The sequence below is a fragment of the Flavobacterium sp. H122 genome (genome assembly GCF_004959765.1).
Taxonomy (GTDB): Bacteria; Bacteroidota; Bacteroidia; order Flavobacteriales; family Flavobacteriaceae; genus Flavobacterium.
Genome location: NZ_SJZD01000003.1, coordinates 232948 through 252897, shown reverse-complemented (window position 1 = coordinate 252897; position 19950 = coordinate 232948). Strand labels below are relative to the sequence as shown.

Here is a 19950-nt window from a genome sequence, read left to right as displayed (position 1 = left end):
AACTATGAATTTCAGCAACCTCCTAATTTCGTGGTATTTAGAAAACAAACGCGATTTACCGTGGCGAAATACTACTGATCCATATCACATTTGGCTATCAGAAATTATGCTCCAACAAACGCGGGTAGCACAAGGTTTGCCCTATTTTTTTGCTTTTACCGGCTCTTTTTCAACGGTTCACGATTTAGCAAAAGCAGATGAAGAGAAAGTATTAAAACTATGGCAAGGATTAGGCTACTATTCGAGAGCCAGAAACCTGCATGGTACCGCTAAATACATTTCAGAAGTATTAAATGGAGAATTCCCGGACAATTATAAAGATTTACTAAAACTAAAAGGTGTGGGTGAATATACCGCCGCAGCAATTGCATCGTTTTCATTTAACGAATGCGTGCCGGTTGTGGATGGAAATGTGTACAGAGTTCTTTCAAGGTATTTTGCAATAGAGACAGATATCGCTTCGGGTGGAGCGAAAAAAGAATTTACTGCTTTAGCTTCCGAATTGATAGATAAAGAAAGACCAGCTTTATTCAATCAGGCAATTATGGAATTTGGCGCTTTGCAATGTGTTCCTAAAAACCCAAACTGTAAAGATTGTCCTTTAAACAATTCCTGTCTGGCTTTAGCAAAAAACAAAGTAAATGAACTTCCTGTAAAATTAAAGAAAACAAAAATCAGCAACCGACACCTTAATTATATATTAGTAGTTGACCAAAACAATAACTCAATCATTAATAAAAGAACACAAAAGGGTATCTGGCATAACTTATATGAGTTCCCGGTAATTGAAACTGAAAACAAATCTGATTTAAAAGAAATAGAATCAAAAATTGAAGAAATGTTTCCTAAAGCATCTTCAGTAAAACTGATTGAACATGAAGAAACTATCCACAAATTGTCACACCAGCATTTGCATATCAATTTTTGGAAAGCAACTGTCAATACAGTGCTCGAAAAAGGAATCTCACATCAAGAGTTATTGATCCTGCCGGTACCTATTGTACTCCATAACTTTATAGAGCGCAATCCATATTAAAAAAATAACTATATTTGAGTATAAAAATTACAAGCCAGATGAACGGAACATTGAACAAAGTAATGCTGATAGGGCATTTAGGAGACGAAGTTAAAATGCATTATTTTGATGGAGGAAACTGTATAGGCAGATTTCCCCTAGCCACTAATGACATTTATATAAACAAAACCACCGGTGAAAAGATAACCTCTACCGAATGGCATAACGTGGTAGTTAGAAATAAAGCCGCAGAAATCTGCGAAAAATACCTGTCAAAAGGAGACAAAATATACGTGGAAGGACGTATAAAATCCCGCCAGTGGCAGGCAGAAGACGGCTCAACTAAATATACTACAGAAATTCAGGTAACTGAATTCACCTTTTTAAATACTAAAAAAGATTCTGAATCGTTAAAAAACCAACCGGATGCTTCAAAAAGTACTAACTTTGACAACCCAATTGAAAACGATTTACCTTTTTAAAAAATGATCAAAAACAATTTAAGCTTACTTTCTTTCTTAGCAATTTGTTTATGTACAGTAAGCTGTAAAGATGATATTTTACCAAAACCTAAAGGTTATCTGAGCTTGGAATATCCTGAAGCCAAGTATGAAAAATTTATAAAAGCCTGTGCTTATGATTTTGATTATAATTCTTTAGGAAGAGTCACAGATAAAGGAAGCTGCAATTATCATATTGAATATCCAAATCTAAACGCAACAGTTTATTTAAACTACCGTCCTGTAAATAACAATATAGAAACGTTATTGCGTGATGCTCAAAAGCTGACTTACGAGCACGTAATTAAGGCAGATAATATTATCGAACAGCCTTATGTGAATGATAAAGGCAAAAAGTACGGAATGTTTTATGAGGTTGGCGGAAATGCAGCATCACAATCGCAATTTTATGTGACTGACAGCACTAGAAACTTCTTAATGGGTTCAATTTATTTTTATGCAAAACCCAATTTTGATTCGGTTTTGCCTGCAGCTCATTACATAAAAAATGACTTGAGAATATTAATGGAATCATTGGAATGGAAATAAAAAAGGGGTTGTTTTAAACAACCCCTTCCTTTTTATTATTTATTCAATAATCAATCTTCTTACCTCTTCAAAACCTTCACCACTCAATTTAAGGATGTAATTTCCTTTTGCCTGAGTGCCTAAATTTAAATCCAAAGTATTATTTCCATTTATTTCAATAGAATTATTAAATACATTTCTACCGGCAACATCAAATAACTCTACTTTAGTTATTCCATAATTTTTATTGGAAGAAACACGTACATTACCGTTACTAATCGTTGGATAAACAGATATTTCGTTTGTAACCGTAGGGTTTATAGTTTTAGCCGAAGATTCTGTCGTAAAAGCTCCTGAGAAAACCCCACGTCCATAAGTAGCCGCATAAACCTTGTATGCAGTTGGCGCTGTAGGTGAATTTGCCTGTAAATCCAAATCGGTAACTTTAACATTACTCATACCATTATATGCCTGTTTCCAAACCAAAGCCTGGTCTACAGTTGATGCGCTATTAAAATTACTGGCATACCAAACACCCAACTCAGTACCAATCATTAATTCGGCAGCGTTTAACGGATTCGGCAAAATACATTTTACAGGTAAATCAGGTAAATCACCATCTAATTGATACCAGTTTGCACCACCATTAGATGTGTACCATATATTATTTACACCATAATTATGCATCGTAACAAAAATCTGATTATCATTAGCTCCAAATTCAACATCAGAAACACTACCAACAAATGAACTTCCGGAAATATTAGACCATACCGCAGTTCCATTAGCATTTGCAACTTTTAAAAGTCTGCCGTTCATGGTTCCAACATACAATGTTGAAGGCGTTGTTTTACCAGTTGTCAAAGCTGTAGCGTAAGTAGTCAGCAACGCATTTGAAAGATTTGTTCTTGCAACCTGTCCCTTACCTCTTATGTTTGAATATCTTCTGATTTGATAAACTCCTCCACTTGTAAAATCTGAATAAACAATATCATTAGCAGAATCTAAAGCCATTGCAGGATAAAACAACCCGGCATTTGCTGTACCGTCATTCAATACTTTTGTTGTAGTACTACCCACATTTCTCAATACCATATTATCGTTATACACATAATTGGTAATATAATATTTATCCGAGCCCTGATCAAACAGAGGTTTCCCTCCATCACCTCCCTGAACTCTAAATGTATTATTCAATCCTGCAGAAGCTCCAACAGTAGAAGTTGCAGAAGTTGACGAACCTGAATAATACTGAGTACCATTATCCTGAGATCCGGCAACAAAGAAATCTCCTGAGGCACCGGAAATACCATTTGGCATAACAGCAGCGCCAACAAATTGTGTCACATTAAATCCATTGTTTCTTGAAGTTGCAGGAGTTGTAGTAGCTGACAAACTGCCTGAATAATATACTCCTCCATCATTACCAAATAAACCAATGTTACTATTACCCGGCTTAAACACCATAGCATGCTGATCAGAATGAACATTAGTTGTCCAGTTTGAAATTGTCGCCCAGGTTACAGAAGGCCCGGTAGCATTAACTGTACGGTATAAATCAATTCCTCCCACATATAAAATTTTATCATCTACCGGATCTGATTCAATCATCATATCGTAAAATGCCTGCGCCCCTGTAAAACCATAAGTGGTTTCACGCGACTCATTCCCTGCAGGCAATGTAAGAACTGTAGGTGCTGTTGCAAAACCATTTGTAGTCAACTCTAATTTCACCTCCACTTTTGAAGTTGTGTTTGGATCGTCTTTCAATTCAGACAACACATATATTTTGTCCGGAGTAGTGTTTGATGCTTCAATCTCAACACGTTCACCCCCAGCTTCTCCCTGCACAGTATGCTTTAATGTAAAAGACGCTCCATTATCCGACGAATGAAAAACTCGTCCGCCTCCGTCTCCAAAAGTCCAGCTGTTTGTAGTAGAAACCCACACATCGCCGTCCGCACCAATTTCAATATCATTAGGACAAGAAGGGTGATTATTTTGCGACACAGGCAACGATAATTTAGTCCAGGTCGCACCACCGTTTACTGATTTGAACATTCCAAAATTAGAAGCATCGAACAGAGTACCGTTTCTTGCATCTGAATACTGGCCATCTCCCATAGCTGCATAAATTTCTGATACTCCTGCATTGTTTTTAACCACCAGGTCATTTACAAATTGAACACCTGTAACTTCCAGACCTGAAAATTCAGTTGCAGCCGACGGTTTAAAAGTACCTGTTAAGTTAGCCAGATTTGCAACCAACAAATCTCCGTCTTCTTTTGAAATCATAATAGTTGGGATTGTACCGGCAACAGCGGCATCTTCAGCCATATTAAACACGGAACCCCCAGCGGCATTATTCATGATAATTACACCAACCGCACCTGCATTTTGTGCAACAACAGCTTTTGATTCAAACGAACAAGTACCACGGCGGATCAATACAATTTTACCGCTGTAATTTTGAACAGCGGCTGTACAACCATCGTCTGTGGGAGCTGTCCCGTCATTCATTAATACTATTGGAGCTGTAAAACTGCTGATTATATTACCTCCTGTCCAGGTTGCCTGCCCTGTTGCATACTCTTTTATAGTTATTGCTGTTGAAGGAGATACAATTTCCAAATTATGAAGGTTTTTAACAACCGAGGTCACAGCCCCTCCTCCATAGACTCTTTCCCAAGTAGTTCCTCTGTCAGTGGTTTTCCATATTCCGTTACCGTTCACATCACCAAAAACGTATGATTCCCCTGTACCTACATACCAGGTATTTGTATTATTAGGATCAACAGTTATATTCTGAACGTTTACATGTTCCGGGAAAGTATTTATTTTTGTCCATGTTGATGATGCACTGGAAATATTAGTATTCTTCCATAATCCACCGCTTACTCCTCCGGCAATAACAGTATTGTTTGTTGCATCTCCGGGATCAAAAATTAAAGCTCTGGTTCTTCCACCCACGTTGTTAGGCCCTCTTTCTACCCATGAATTTGCCGAAGCATCACCAGGTATTCTTTGATTCAAAGCCTGCTGGCGCTTGAATTCAAGTTCTTTTCTTACTTCATTTAACTTATTATGTGTTGGATAACCTAATGAAGGGTTCATAGAAAGCAACCATTCCTGTTCATTATACTTATTAGGTGGAATACCTTCCGATTTTCTTTCAGATTTTGTTAAATAAAAGTTCCTGTTTATTTTATTGTCTGCTAAAAAAGCCTCGTGTTTCTTTCTAAGTTTTTTAGCTTCTTTCTTAGTTATCTTTTTTTCTTTTTGAATGTCATCAACTGCTAATTTCACATTTTCCTGTGAAAATCCAGCAGCCATTCCATATAAAAGAAAAAAAGATGAAAGTAATCTCTTTTTCATAAAATTTGGTTTTGGGTTAATAGCAGCTAATTTAAACTAAGAAATTGAATTTATTGAATGAAAATTAAAAAATTAACCAATAAAGTACGAAATACAAAAAAATAAAGTGAAAAACACAGAAAAATAAAGCAAGTAAAACAAAAAAAGCTCTTCATTTCTGAAGAGCTTTTTGCGGTCTGGACGGGACTCGAACCCGCGACCCCATGCGTGACAGGCATGTATTCTAACCAACTGAACTACCAAACCTTAAAACAGTATTTCTGTTTTTCTGGGTGCAAATATAGTCATATTTTACACTTAAAAAAATACTTTCCGAAAAAAAATCAAGCTTTTTAAAATCCGTATTACACAAAAAAAGCTAAGCATTTCATACTATTGCAGTTACACCCGCAAGACAACAACAATAATGTTGCAAATATTTTCAATTTAATTACAAATCTTGATTTTACGCTCTAATTCCAATACCAAACACCTTTTTAAAGCAGAAAAAAAAGATGTTAACCCAAAACATAAATCGGCATTAAAATAAAAAAGCCCTCCAATTAGATGGAAAGCTTTTCATCTCGTTGTCAACAACGAGACTACTAAACCATCTCTATTTTATAATTATTTTTTAATAAGGTTTTCAAGAGAAATACGATTAAGCTTTTTCAGTCTCTTTTCTTCTTTTAAAGCATCAGTCTTTGTTTCAAAAGATTTAGAATAAACCAGCACCCAATCAGATGCTGACGATGTATAAGTACTTTCTCCTGAATTATGTTTCATCAATCTATCATTGAGATTAGATGTAAACCCTTTATAGTAAACATCTTTTGAAGCAGAAAAAATTATATACACATAAAACATAAATCGGCATAAAAATAAAAAAGCCCTCCAATCAAATGGAAAGCTTTTCATCTCGTTGTCAACAACGAGACTACTAAACCATCTCTATTTTATAATTATTTTTTAATAAGGTTTTCAAGAGAAATACGATTAAGCTTTTTCAGTCTCTTTTCTTCTTTTAAAGCATCAGTCTTTGTTTCAAAAGATTTAGAATAAACCAGCACCCAATCAGATGCTGACGATGTATAAGTACTTTCTCCTGAATTATGTTTCATCAATCTATCATTGAGATTAGATGTAAACCCTTTATAGTAAACATCTTTTGAAGCAGAAAAAATTATATACACATAAAACATAAATCGGCATAAAAATAAAAAAGCCCTCCAATTAAATGGAAAGCTTTTCATTGGTCTAACTACTAAACCATCTCATTGTCTCCAATGAGACTAAACAACACAACTAATTTTAAATTCCTTTTTTGGGCAAAAAAGCGTTTCATAAAGAAACGCTTTTTATAATTTTCCCAATTTTAGCGGTCTGGACGGGACTCGAACCCGCGACCCCATGCGTGACAGGCATGTATTCTAACCAACTGAACTACCAAACCTTCGCTTAATTGCGGTTGCAAATATACAACCGTTTTTCAATTCTGCAAGTATATTTTATGTTTTTTTGAAATTTATTTTCTGCAAATTATCCAAATCTTTGTTTTTCAACCAAATAGGCTGTCATAATTTTTTCAAATTTTTCATCTACAGAAACCGGAACATATTTAATTTTATACATAGCACAAGTATTGGCTATTTTATCAAAATGATTTTGAACCAGCTTTTCATAGTCATGTTTTATGTTTTCTGCAAACAAATTAACCTGTTCACCGGATTCAACATCAATAAACTTACGGGGATGATTATCAAAATCAAACTTAAATTCAGTTTTCCTGTCAATAACATGAAAAACAACTACTTTATGTTTATTATGTTTTAAATGCTGCAATGCTTTAAACAGTTTTTCATTTGCATCTTCTGAGACTTCAGAATCAAACATATCTGTAAACAGAACAATCATGGAACGACGATGGACTTTTTCTGCAATTTGGTGCAAATAAGTAACTGTATCTGTTTTTTTAGATACTTTCGGTTCTTTTATCAAATGTTCCAGTTTATGCAAAAGCATACGGTGGTGACGCTCACTTCCCTTTTCAGGAGCATAATACTCATAAGAATCACTATAGACACTCAAACCAACCGCATCCCGCTGCTTTTTTAACAGATTCATCAATACGGCAGATGCCAAAACAGAAAAACCTATTTTGTTTTCATAAAAAAATTGTCCGTTATCAAGCTTTGGATAATGCATCGACGAAGAATTGTCAATAATTAAATGACAACGTAAGTTTGTTTCTTCCTCAAATCGTTTTGTGTACAAACGATCAGTTTTAGCATAAAGCTTCCAATCTATGTGCTTTGTACTTTCTCCTGCATTATAGATTTTATGCTCGGCAAATTCCGCAGAGAACCCATGAAATGGACTTTTATGCATTCCGGATATAAAACCTTCAACAATTTGATTTGCCAAAAGTTCCAAATGCTGGAAGCTGGATATTTTTTCTATTTGAGATTCTAAGTTCATTCTTCAAATATAAAAAAAGAGTACGAACCCATTCCGATTTAATTCCCGATTTTTAGGATTGAAATATTACCACCTAATATATACCAAGAAGTCGTAGGATTTCCAACCGCAACTTGGTTATATTGTAATTTTAATATATCCCCTTGTGTCAAATTCAGCAACATTGATTTTTCAGAGTTCATTGGCATAAGCTTATAAATGACAATGTAATTACTCTGTACATCAGTATCTGACCACTCTTGCAATATTAAACTATAATTCAACTCATTTTCAGTGGAACTATTGAAAACCCTAACAAGACAATTTGTATCAAAACTATTTCCTGGAGTACCAAGATAAGTATTGACATTATAAGCTTTTCCCGAAAATATCAATAAATATTTACCGGTTTCCGGAACCACAAGGGCAATGTCAGGATCATCAATCCAAGTGTTTCGTGTGGTTTGCCCCCAATAATCGTAACTACTTTCATCTGAAACAGAAACTGAAAATTTAGGATTTACAACATTCTCTGCCAATTGTGCATATGGAACACTTAAAAGCTGACTTGCACCTGTAATTGTGTAATTTGTCCCTCCGGCAGGATCAATTTCAGATTTAATAAAATAGGGACCGTTAGCCCAATTTATTGAATTAAAAACCCCTGAAACAACAGCTCCTCCGCCAATTTCCAAACTCAACAAGCCATTATTATTTGTACTTAACAAATGTGTTTCGGAATACACTGAAGTGCCTGAAATATTCCCTTGCAAGATGCTTATTTTTACCCCAACCAAATTATTTTGAAGTAATTGATTGGAGGCATTACGAACAACCGATTGATAGCTGATTTTTTGCGGCACTTGAGAATAAGCTATAAAACCTGACAAGAAAAACAGCCACAGATAATAAACTGTATTTTTTTTCATAATCGTATATGTTAGTTTTTGATTATTTTAAAAGTATTCACCTCATCACTTCCGTTAAAAATTTTCAAGAAATATATTGCTGCAGACAAGCCACTCACATCAATTTCATTTTCAACTTTTAGATTGTTTTGGGTCTCAATTAACTTCCCATGACTATCAAAAAGTTGGTATTTTAACCCTGAATTGACTTCCTGTGAAATTCTTAAGATTAAAACACTTGTTGTTGGATTAGGAAAAACCAACAATTGAACATCTTTTGCAAAAACTGAATTATTAAGTGTTACTATTTCAAAAGGAAGTTGAATACCTTCGAGAACAGAACCTGAAGCATTAGAATAATTAGAATAAATGACCTCACCAATAGAAAAACCAGCAGAGCCTCCTACCCCTGCAGTTTCACCTCCAGATGAATTAACTGAATGTTGGGCAAAGGAGAAATTACAAACAAGCAATCCGAATATCAGAATCGTTTTCATACTACAACATTTCTATAAATTTAATCATTTTACTGAAAACAAACAACATATTAGATTAAGTGGAAAAATATCGGTTATACAGCAACAATAAAAAAGGCCTAACTTTCGTCAGACCTTTTCAATTACATATTTTCTTATTACAGTAAAGCGTCAATTGCTTTTGTATAAGTATCTTTTGGTGCCACACCTACCTGACGGCCTACCACTTCTCCGTTTTGGAAAATTAATACTGTAGGAATATTTCTCACACCAAATTTTGCAGCAAATTCCTGATTCGCATCAACATCTACTTTACCTATAACCGCTTTACCTTCATATTCTGTTGCGATTTCATCAATAACCGGTCCTACCATACGGCAAGGTCCGCACCATGCTGCCCAAAAATCTACTAATACCGGTTTATCTGATTGTAATACTACTTCATCAAAAGTAGCATCTGTTATTGCTTGTGCCATTTTATCTGTTTTATAATTGTTGAACAAAAATATAATTTTATTTCAAAAGTCAAACTAATTCAAAATCAGTTTTGATTATAGAGTAATTGAAATTTCTTATCTGAAATTTTAACACAAAAAAAAAAGGAACCTGTCAAAGATTCCTTTTTATATACTATTTGGTATAATACTATAAACTATATTTTAATCCAAGAGTTAAACCTAAACCACTGATACCAACATATGAACTTATATCATTCATTGCATCATTTGGTCTTGTAGTATCATTAGGGTTAGATGTTGATGTGTCAGGATTGATTAACGGACTGTTTGAACCACTGTTTAACTGATCCACATAAGTTACATGGCTTGCTGAATAAGAAGCGTCAGGACGGAATGCAGTAGGTGTATGTAATCTATCCACTCCGTTTTCAGTATAAACTTCAGTCTCTTTAGATTTACCGCTAACAGTAAAATTACGGTATTCAATTTCTGCAAAAGCTGATAATTTCTCAGTTAATTTATATGAAGTTCCTATTGCCGCCATGAAACCAACTGTTGGATTTGGCTTTACTACATCTTTAGTATAGGATTTAGTTAGTACATTTCCAGAGTTATCTGTAAAAGTACGGTTAGTTTCGATTGTTAAGTTACCATAAACAGGCACAATAACTCCTACTTTAGTGTACGATTCGAAACCACTTGTTTCACCTAAAAACAATACTAAAGCCGGCGATAAATCCAAAGCCTTAATTCTACCTACAGCTGTACCGTCAACAAAAGTCGGTCCTGCCGCCACTAATCTATGTATAGTGTGAACCATTGTTTTGCTGTTACCACGGAAATAATTAATTCCAAACTCCAACCCAAGACGTTCAGTAAAACGGTATCCCGTTGTTCCGCTTGCACGGAAACCCGCACCAAAAGAACCGTGATTGGTCTCTCTTGAAATCAAGGTTGTACCGTCAGCAGCATAAATATCTGTATTTGGCAATTGACCCGAAACAATAGGAAATTCTGTTGCTGCTGTCTGCATAAAATACGAACCTCCCAATTTGAAATACATTCCTCTTTTCTCTTCCTGAGCAGTTGCTATAACTGAAGTCATTACTGCTCCCGCTAATAATAATTTTTTAAACATCGTAGATTTGGATTTTAATTAATTTTTCAAAATTAATCGAACCATCACATCTGCTATCTTAAAAAAAACAGTTTAACACTTTTTTTAAACAATTATTAACTTATTTTGAAATTAATTTTCAGATTCTCTAATTCCTGCAGTAATTCTGATGTGATTTTAATTTTAATTTTCCTGCTGGGCATAGAAAGCATATTCTTAATAATAATTTCTTCTTTTTCTTCTGGAATTTCAAGATCAACTTCTGCCTCTTCCGTAATACTGTCTTCCTCAGAAATTTCATCTACCGGAGCGCTGACAATTTGCAATTGACGCTTGATTTTTTCCAATTCCATCACTTCAAAAGTAACCTGATGATCCCCTTTGTTATTTACGAACAGATTATGCAAGTCACTCACCAGGCTTTCAGTCAGTTCATTAATTGAAAACTGAATGGTTATTTTCTTGGCAAAAACAGGTAAAACATCGGCCAGCATTTTTGCTTCGATAAATTGCAGTCTAGGATCAGACTTTCTGCCTGTTTCCCTGTTCACCCAACCTTCTTTCACATTGACTTTGAAGAAAACAAAAGTATTCTGAACCAAAAAGTGACGGAATTTCAAGTACTCCTCGTCAAAAATTCTGAATTCGAAACTTTCATCATAACCTTCCAAGTGAAAAGTCGCCCAACCTTTACCATTTTTTGCGGTACGATGCTGTACTTCACTTACCATACCTCCAAAAGTTACATTTTTGCCTACAAATTGTTCCAAACTATTTAAGTGTTCCAATTTTGTATTGCAGAAATATTTCATTTCAAATTTATAATCATCTAATGGATGACCGGAAATATAAATCCCAACAACTTCTTTTTCACGGGCCAGTTTTTCCATGGTATGCCATTCTTCACAAGGAGGAACTGTTGGTTCAGGAATTTGAACTTCGGTAGCATCACCAAATAGACTCACCTGCGAAGAATTTTCGTTTTCCTGTGTTTTGGCACCATACTTCATAGCCTTTTCCAAAAACCAGATATTATCCCCATCATGATGGAAATACTGCGCTCTGTGTGTATTTTCAAAACAATCGAAACCTCCTGAAAGTGCCAAATTTTCGAATGCTTTTTTATTGGCAGAACGTAAATCAATTCGCTTGGCTAAATCAAAAATAGATTTGTATTTACCGTCTTTTCTGTTTTCAACAATAGTATTTACCGCTCCTTCACCCACACCTTTAATAGCTCCCATTCCAAAACGGACAGCGTAGTTTTCGTTTACGGTAAACTTATAATACGATTCATTCACATCCGGACCTAAAACTGCCAGTCCCATACGCTTACATTCTTCCATAAAAAACGACACCTGCTTGATATCATTCATATTATTAGAAAGTACTGCCGCCATATATTCAGCTGGATAATGTGCTTTTAAATACGCTGTTTGATAGGCAACCCAGGCATAACAGGTTGAGTGTGATTTATTGAAGGCATAACTCGCAAAAGCTTCCCAGTCGGTCCAGATTTTATCCAATTTCTTTTCATCATGCCCTTTTGCCACCGCCTGTTCAATGAATTTCCCTTTCATCTTATCCAAAACATCCTTCTGCTTTTTACCCATCGCCTTACGAAGTACGTCGGCATCCCCCTTAGAGAATCCGGCTAACTTTTGCGACAAAAGCATTACCTGCTCCTGATAGACTGTGATACCATAAGTTTCAGCTAGATATTCCTCACAAGCATCTAAATCGTAAGTAATCTCTTCCTCCCCATTTTTACGGCGGACGAAAGAAGGAATATACTCCAATGGTCCCGGACGATACAATGCATTCATTGCTATCAAATCGGCAAATACTGTAGGCTTTAAATCCTTCATGTATTTTTGCATTCCGGGCGACTCGTACTGGAACACCCCTACTGTTTCACCGCGCTGGAAAAGCTCATAGGTTTTTTGGTCGTCAATAGGAAAATTATCCGGATCGAGTTCGATTCCTGTCCGGTATTTCACCAGCTTGACGGTATCTTTTATTAAGGTTAAGGTCTTCAGACCCAAGAAGTCCATTTTTAATAATCCCGCACTTTCAGCAACTGAGTTATCAAACTGCGTTACATATAAATCGGAATCCTTTGCAGTCGTTACCGGAACGAAATTGGTAATATCATCAGGTGTAATAATTACACCACAAGCGTGAATACCTGTATTCCGAAGAGATCCTTCCAATACTTTAGCTTGTTGTATAGTCTCACCTGCTAAGTCACCTTCATTGGCAATCGCAATTAACTCTTTTACTCTGTCAAACTCTTCCGAACGTAATGCTTTTTTAACTTCGCTTTCATCTTCTTTCAGGAAACGCGCCAAATTCCATTTGGACGGCATCATCCCCGGAATCAATTTCGCAATTCTATCCGCTTCAAACAACGGTAAATCCAATACACGCGCTGTATCACGAATAGCTGATTTGGTCGCCATTTTACCATAAGTGATAATCTGTGCCACCTGATTGGCTCCATACTTATTAATTACATAATCCATTACCAAACCACGGCCTTCATCATCGAAGTCAATATCAATATCGGGCATGGATACACGGTCAGGATTTAAGAAACGCTCAAAAAGCAAATCATACTTAATCGGGTCAATGTTTGTAATTCCTAAACAGTACGCTACTGCCGATCCTGCTGCCGATCCACGGCCCGGCCCAACCGAAACTCCCATTTTTCTGGCTTCGGCGATGAAATCCTGTACAATCAAAAAGTAACCGGGATATCCCGAATTGGAAATCGTCAGTAACTCAAAATCCAAACGTTCCTGAATATCCGGTGTTATTTCCTCATACCTTCTTTTAGCACCTTCCATGGTTAAATGGCGTAGGTAAGCATTTTCACCTCGTACACCACCATCTGCTTTATCCTCTTCTACTTTAAATTCGCCAGGGATGTCAAATTTTGGAAGTAATACATCTCTATATAATGAATAAGGCTCTACCTTATCAATAACTTCCTGAATATTGATAATCGCTTCCGGCAAATCAGCAAAGAGTTTTTTCATCTCCGCCTCGCTCTTAAAATAATATTCCTGATTTGGTAATCCGTAACGATAACCACGGCCACGGCCTATAGGGGTTGCCTGCTTTTCACCATCTTTAACACACAATAAAATATCGTGCGCGTTTGCATCTTCTTTGGCTACATAATACGTATTGTTAGTTGCAATCAGTTTTACATCATGCTTACGGGCAAACTGAATCAAAGTCTGATTGACACGATTTTCGTCTTCCTGATTGTGACGCATGATTTCGAGATACAAATCATCGCCAAACTGCGATTTCCACCACAATAAAGCTTCTTCCGCCTGATTTTCACCAATATTTAAAATCTTACTCGGAATTTCCCCATATAGATTCCCGGATAGAACAATAATATCTTCTTTGTATTTTTCGATTACATTTCGGTCAATACGGGGTACATAATAGAAACCTTCGGTATAAGCAATCGAAGCCATCTTGGCCAGATTATGGTAACCATTTTTGTTTTTTGCCAGAAGAACAACTTGGAATCCGTTATCCTTTTGAGATTTATCTTTATGATTCTGACAAATATTGAATTCACAACCTACGATAGGCCTAATTTCAACCTCAGCAGGTTCTTCACCAGCAGCAACAGCTTCGTCAATTTTAGCTTTAACCGCTTTATTGTGATTCATTACGGCACTCACAAAATGGAAAGCTCCCATCATGTTGCCCGTATCAGTCATTGCAACAGCTTTCATTTTATTTTTTGCCGCTGCAGCCACCAAATTTGGCACTGCTATAGTAGACTGCAAAACAGAAAACTGAGTATGATTATGCAAATGGACATAAGCTGCATGTTCCAGATCCTTTACATCCTCTTCAGAAACCGAAATTACAACCTCTTCCTGCTGTATTTTATTAAGGCGTTTTCTGATTTCATCAGAAGCCGACTTTAAATTGATATGTTTTAAACCAATTAACTGTATGGTCTGTGGATTATTTTCACGAAAACGATCGTAATAATCGGCAGGCACATCAAGTTCTTCTTTGGTAAAAATTTCACGCTTGATTAATTCCAAAAAACAACGCGTGGTTGCCTCTACGTCGGCAGTCGCATTGTGAGCCTCTGCAAAAGGTTCATTAAATAAATACTGGTGAAGCTCCGTTAATGTCGGCAGCTTAAACCTTCCTCCTCTACCTCCGGGCAGTTTCAGTAAATCAGCAGTGGTTTCAGTACACGTATCCAGCACAGGCAGTTGCGACAAATCAGAATTGATACCGCCGCGATGAAACTCACATCCCATGATATTCACATCAAAGCCAACATTCTGACCTACAATATATTTGGTTTTTGATAACGCGATATTGAATTTTTCCAAAACCTCCTGCAATGATATTCCCTGCTCCATGGCCAATTCGGTTGAAATACCATGAATACGTTCGGCGTCATAAGGAATATTAAATCCTTCGGGTTTTACCAGATAATCCTGATGCTCGATAAGATTCCCCATCTCATCATGCAGCTGCCATGCAATTTGTATACAACGGGGCCAGTTGTCAGTATCAGTAATAGGTGCTGACCAACTGCGGGGTAGACCAGTAGTTTCGGTATCAAAGATTAAATACATCTTGTTGAGCTTTAGGCTTTAGGCTGTAAGCCATGAGAAATTTAGACAAAAAACAAAAGTACATTTTTGAAGTATATGAACCAAGAAGGCAATTTCTTTTTTATATAACAATGGGTTTAATATATAAGAAGAATAAAGAATTAAACTCCAACGCATTTTGTTCTTTTATTTTGCCGGGGCAAATAAAATCAGCCTTAACCAACAACAAAAAGAGGCATGAATTATACTTTTATCCACATTAAAAAACAAGTGTAAACACCCGAAAATTGTAAGTATTTTTTTATTATCTTTATAAGTACAATAAAAATCAAACGGAATATAAAACTATCATTACCAATTGCAACCTTAAAGCAGAAATCTTTGATAAAACACAAACAATCAATATATTATAAAAATATAACGGTAAAATAGTTGTGAATTTTGAAGAATATAAGAAAGTTACTTAAGAACTGACATTGTTAAGCATCTGATTTCAATGAAATATAAATTTATCAACCTCAGAGATTAATTTATTTTTAAACTAAAAAACTCATAATCAATAAATTATTATGAAAAAAAGACACTTTAATTCCGTAATAAAACTTCTTATTTTAATTATTTCACTCACGAGCTTAAGTTCCTGCTATTCAGTAAGAATAATAAGCAGAGACGGTGTACCTGAACCGGATTACAGCAATGATTCTCAGGATTTTTATAAAAACAAAAAGACAACTGTCATTGACACTGTGATCAGACTTGGAGTTGCTGAAGATTCTTTCAGCCTTATTGAAAAATGTGACACAAAAGGTTTTTATTCCATTGAATACAGGACAACATTAGGCCATGTATTATTAAATGGCATTACGCTGGGCAGAGTTAAAAAAGTCAAAGTTAAATATGTTTGTATAAAACAATGATATGGCAAATACAACCACAAAGAAAATAGAGTCCTGGAACACTTTGCATGAAAACGGTCCTTTTAAGACAAAATCGATGCATTCAACCAAGCCAGACAAGACTATTCCGATTCTTTTAGATCGTTATAATGATACCGCGAAAGAAATCCAGCGCTTACTGAAAGAAACTCTAGATGCAAATGAAGGCTTCAGAGCATTTGGATCCAGATGGTCTATGTCGCATATTGCCCATCACCAGGACAACATGCATGACAATTCATCCATGAACTTAAAATTTGAAATTACAAAAGAAAATCTACACAGTGATTCAAAATTTAAGCCGGAAAATCTATTCTTTTTTGAGTGCGGCAATGTAATCAAGGAAATCCAAGGCTTCATCAACGAACGTGGCAAATCCCTTAAAACAACCGGTGCAAGCAACGGTCAAACAATAGCTGGATGCATTTCAACCGGTGTTCACGGGTCTGCTTTGGACGTAGGTTCGGTGCAGGATTATGTGGCAGGAATAAATCTAATCATCGGTCCCGATCCTGAAGACATAGTTTTTTTAGAAAGAGAAAAAGAGCCTTGTCTTTCAGATGATTTTATAAATCTTATTAACTCAAAGGTTATAAGAAACGATAAACTATTCAATGCCGCGTTAGTAGGTTTGGGGTCGTTTGGTTTTATACATAGTGTTGTACTCGTTACAGAAGATCGATTTTTACTAAACAGATACGTAAAAAAAATTCCGAAAAGCACAGCGCTTGAATTGGCAACAACAATGGATTTTAAAAACACTTCCGCTATAATTCCAGAAGAAGTGGATGCCAACAGTGAAGGATTAAGACCTTTTCATTACAAAATATTCATCAATCCCTATGTTGAAACGAATGACTTTGTAATTGAATTAATGTATAAAAAAACTTATAGAAGTGACTATCCGGATCCAGTTGCCAAAGTTGAAACCTCAATCTACAGGGATCTTATTTTACTTTTTATTACAATTGCAGAAAAGTGGAAAAACAGTATTCCTAAACTAATTAAAATACTGGAAAAAACTATTTTACCCAAAGTAGATGAAAATGTTACAGGAATGCTCAGCGAAATATTTTGGGATGCAGGTTATCAGGGCCCGGCTTTTGCCTGCTCAGTGGGTATAGATCACAAAGATTCAGCAAAAGCACTTAAATTACTAACCGATTTGGCAAAAAAAGAAGGTCCGATTCCTGGAATTTTTGCTATGAGATTTGTAAAAAAATCAGATGCTACTCTTGCTTTTACCCGTTTTCCTATTACATGCATGCTCGAAATTGATGGTATTATCTGGGACGGAAACAAAAAAATGATCTCCCTGGAGAAATTCTGTACCCGCATTATAGAGGTTTTGAAAGAAAATAATATTCCTTTTACAACACACTGGGGTAAAAATGCCGACTGGTCTTTTCCAAACCTTGTTGAACACATGTATGGACACGATGCTGAAAAATGGAAGCAATGCAGAAAGAGCTTACTTACTAATGAAATGCAAAAACTCTTCAGCAATAAATTTCTGGAAGATATTAATCTGGCGTAGAAAATGAGTTTTATGACTGTACTTACAAAACACTTTTATTAAATTTCATTAACTAAAAAAGAGTTTTTGATTACTGTCCTCTTCAATAATTCTTCAATATCCTTATAAATATAAAAACCATCTCAATTGAGATGGTTTTAAAACAATGATATAAAAAATAACTCTTAGTATCTTCCTCCTCTATTGTTACCTCCGCCATAGTTTCCACCACCGCGGTTGTTTCCATAACCTCCGCCTGAACGGTTGTTATTAAAACTCCTTCTTTCGCCTTCAGGTTTTGGTTCCGATTTGTTAACTACAATCGTACGTCCTTCCACAGAAGCACCGTTTAACTCTTCGATTGCTTTTAAAGCTTCTTCATCGTTTGGCATATCGATGAAAGCAAACCCTTTACTTCTACCTGTAAATTTATCAGTAATTAATTTCACTGACGCAATAGTACCATACACTCCGAAAGAGTCTCTTAAGTCAGCCTCATCAATTGAAAAAGGCAGACTTCCTACAAAAATGTTCATATATAAAATTTATAATTTGCTCAAAGATAGTCTATTAAATTGATAATTAACTGATATTAAAGTTTTTATTTAAAAAAAATTAAAAAACACCTGTAAAAAACAGTTGCTCTTTTATAACATTCTATGCTACAGCCTTAATTAAAAGGCAACCTGTAAAAAACTCCTTCACGGCAGAAAACAACATCTCCCGTTGTTTCCTCAAAAGCAGTAAATTTAAACGTTCCTGATATTGTTGTCCCTGTATTTTCAGTAATTACAATTTCACCTCCGCTTTTAGATACAGACACCACTTCAAACTGCGCATTATTATTACCTGTACTGATTGTAACAACATCACCCTGCACATAACCTTCACCAGCTGTATTGATTTCAACAGCTGTCACAACTCCATTAGGATTTGCCGTGATATTGACTTTCAATCCTGTCCCTGACCCCCCGGCTGTTGCTACTAAGCTGGAAGTCACATAACCTGTACCTCCGGCTGTCAATGCAACTGCACTCACCGGCGCCTCGGTCAAACCTGTGGAATAATATACATCACTATTTTTTAAAGAATAATATGTCGCAAGATTCATCTGATCTGCTGTTCCTAAAACATAAGTTCCCACAGCACTGCTCTGTAAATTCAACTCCAGGACATGTGATGTGGAAATTCCTTTTATCAAAACCGAACCTGAGCGATCCAATGTCACCGTTTTGGAATTAGCCTTCCATAAAACATTATCAATAGTCGCTTGAAAACCAGGGTTATTAAAAGTCACATCATCCTGACAGGAAACAAGAGCCAGACAAGTAGTTAGAAGGGTAAAAAACTTTTTCATTTACTATAAAAATATGGGCAAAAATAGAATATAAATTCTCAAAAAAGAATGCATTTGGGAGAAATATTAAACTATTTCATTTTAAGTATTTTATCTATTGAAAAAATGACTATATTTGCACCCTTAATTAACCGAGGTCGAGTACCTCAAATTAATCAATAAGATTATGTCAGTAAAAATCAGATTACAAAGACATGGTAAAAAAGGGAAACCTTTTTACTGGATCGTAGCAGCAGATGCTAGATCAAAAAGAGATGGTAAATTCTTAGAAAAAATCGGAACTTACAATCCAAACACTAACCCTGCAACTATCGACTTAAATGTTGATCAGGCTGTTACATGGTTATTCAACGGTGCTCAGCCTACTGACACTGCAAGAGCTATCCTTTCTTACAAAGGTGCTTTATTGAAACACCACTTAGAAGGCGGTGTACGTAAAGGCGCTTTAACTGCTGAGCAAGCTGAAGCTAAATTCACTGCTTGGTTAGATGAAAAAGCCGGAAAAGTAAACGCTAAGAAAGATGGTTTAGCTAAATCTAAAGCTGATGCTAAAGCTGATGCTTTAAAAGCTGAGAAAGAAGCAAACGAAAAACGTATTGCTGCACAGGTTGAAGCTGCTAAAGCTGCTGAAGCAACAGAAGAGGTTGCTGAAGAAACTGTTGCTGAAGAAGCTCCGGCTGTTGAAGAAAACAACGAACAAACAGAAGCTTAATTATAAC

Annotated in this window: 17 protein-coding genes and 2 tRNA genes; 6 read left to right on the top strand and 13 right to left on the bottom strand. The window is 35.8% G+C overall.

Annotation, left to right across the window (positions count from 1 at the left end):
* The first annotated feature begins 4 nt into the window (after window positions 1-4).
* Genes mutY through gldD form a run of 3 tightly spaced genes read left to right on the top strand, consistent with a single transcriptional unit; the run spans window position 5 to window position 2064 of the window.
* A complete protein-coding gene (mutY, locus tag EZM65_RS06530) occupies window positions 5-1036 on the top strand; it encodes an A/G-specific adenine glycosylase (RefSeq protein WP_136667752.1) in 1032 nt (343 codons plus the stop codon).
* A 38-nt stretch (window positions 1037-1074) separates the two neighbouring features.
* Window positions 1075-1497, top strand: a complete 423-nt coding sequence (locus EZM65_RS06525) for a single-stranded DNA-binding protein (protein ID WP_136667849.1) — start codon at window positions 1075-1077, stop codon at window positions 1495-1497.
* 3 nt (window positions 1498-1500) lie between these two features.
* Window positions 1501-2064 (top strand): gliding motility lipoprotein GldD, encoded by a 564-nt coding sequence (gene gldD, locus EZM65_RS06520; RefSeq protein ID WP_136667751.1) that lies wholly within the window; start codon window positions 1501-1503, stop codon window positions 2062-2064.
* 39 nt (window positions 2065-2103) lie between these two features.
* On the opposite strand, the gene EZM65_RS06515 is transcribed toward gldD, so the two are convergent.
* The 11 genes from EZM65_RS06515 to dnaE all read right to left on the bottom strand — a co-directional run bounded on the left by EZM65_RS06515 (window position 2104) and on the right by dnaE (window position 15444).
* Window positions 2104-5418 carry a PA domain-containing protein gene (locus tag EZM65_RS06515; protein WP_136667750.1) on the bottom strand — a complete coding sequence of 1105 codons (3315 nt, stop codon included), beginning with the start codon at window positions 5416-5418 and terminating at the stop codon, window positions 2104-2106.
* A 172-nt stretch (window positions 5419-5590) separates the two neighbouring features.
* A tRNA-Asp gene (locus tag EZM65_RS06510) sits at window positions 5591-5664 on the bottom strand.
* Window positions 5665-6024: 360 nt separating this feature from the next.
* The gene (locus EZM65_RS06505) at window positions 6025-6264 is read right to left on the bottom strand and encodes a GIY-YIG nuclease family protein (protein WP_248574833.1); all 240 of its coding nucleotides are present in this window, start codon (window positions 6262-6264) and stop codon (window positions 6025-6027) included.
* Window positions 6265-6359: 95 nt separating this feature from the next.
* Window positions 6360-6599 (bottom strand): GIY-YIG nuclease family protein, encoded by a 240-nt coding sequence (locus EZM65_RS06500; protein ID WP_248574833.1) that lies wholly within the window; start codon window positions 6597-6599, stop codon window positions 6360-6362.
* A 177-nt stretch (window positions 6600-6776) separates the two neighbouring features.
* Window positions 6777-6850: transfer RNA gene (locus EZM65_RS06495), tRNA-Asp, on the bottom strand.
* Window positions 6851-6936: 86 nt separating this feature from the next.
* A complete protein-coding gene (locus tag EZM65_RS06490; protein ID WP_136667746.1) occupies window positions 6937-7875 on the bottom strand; it encodes a DUF58 domain-containing protein in 939 nt (312 codons plus the stop codon).
* 38 nt (window positions 7876-7913) lie between these two features.
* Window positions 7914-8783: a hypothetical protein gene (locus tag EZM65_RS06485; RefSeq protein WP_136667745.1), complete on the bottom strand. Its 870-nt coding sequence runs from the start codon at window positions 8781-8783 to the stop codon at window positions 7914-7916.
* A gap of 11 nt (window positions 8784-8794) precedes the next feature.
* Window positions 8795-9259, bottom strand: coding sequence for a T9SS type A sorting domain-containing protein (locus tag EZM65_RS06480; RefSeq protein WP_136667744.1), 465 nt, complete (start codon window positions 9257-9259; stop codon window positions 8795-8797).
* 137 nt (window positions 9260-9396) lie between these two features.
* Entirely contained in the window at window positions 9397-9714 is a 318-nt protein-coding gene (gene trxA / locus EZM65_RS06475) for a thioredoxin (RefSeq protein WP_136667742.1), read from the bottom strand.
* Window positions 9715-9883: 169 nt separating this feature from the next.
* Window positions 9884-10834 (bottom strand): outer membrane beta-barrel protein, encoded by a 951-nt coding sequence (locus tag EZM65_RS06470; protein WP_136667741.1) that lies wholly within the window; start codon window positions 10832-10834, stop codon window positions 9884-9886.
* A 95-nt stretch (window positions 10835-10929) separates the two neighbouring features.
* A complete protein-coding gene (gene dnaE, locus EZM65_RS06465) occupies window positions 10930-15444 on the bottom strand; it encodes a DNA polymerase III subunit alpha (RefSeq protein ID WP_136667739.1) in 4515 nt (1504 codons plus the stop codon).
* A 548-nt stretch (window positions 15445-15992) separates the two neighbouring features.
* Between dnaE and EZM65_RS06460 the strand changes: the two genes are divergently transcribed.
* On the top strand, window positions 15993-16340 hold the full coding sequence (locus EZM65_RS06460) for a hypothetical protein (protein WP_136667738.1): 348 nt from the start codon (window positions 15993-15995) through the stop codon (window positions 16338-16340).
* A 1-nt stretch (window position 16341) separates the two neighbouring features.
* Window positions 16342-17895: an FAD-linked oxidase gene (locus tag EZM65_RS06455; protein ID WP_136667736.1), complete on the top strand. Its 1554-nt coding sequence runs from the start codon at window positions 16342-16344 to the stop codon at window positions 17893-17895.
* A gap of 164 nt (window positions 17896-18059) precedes the next feature.
* On the opposite strand, the gene EZM65_RS06450 is transcribed toward EZM65_RS06455, so the two are convergent.
* Window positions 18060-18410, bottom strand: coding sequence for an RNA-binding protein (locus tag EZM65_RS06450; RefSeq protein ID WP_136667735.1), 351 nt, complete (start codon window positions 18408-18410; stop codon window positions 18060-18062).
* A gap of 134 nt (window positions 18411-18544) precedes the next feature.
* Window positions 18545-19231, bottom strand: coding sequence for a DUF6252 family protein (locus EZM65_RS06445; protein WP_136667734.1), 687 nt, complete (start codon window positions 19229-19231; stop codon window positions 18545-18547).
* A 166-nt stretch (window positions 19232-19397) separates the two neighbouring features.
* On the opposite strand from EZM65_RS06445, the gene EZM65_RS06440 reads away from it, so the two are divergent.
* The gene (locus EZM65_RS06440; protein WP_136667733.1) at window positions 19398-19943 is read left to right on the top strand and encodes a 30S ribosomal protein S16; all 546 of its coding nucleotides are present in this window, start codon (window positions 19398-19400) and stop codon (window positions 19941-19943) included.
* Window positions 19944-19950 lie beyond the last annotated feature (7 nt).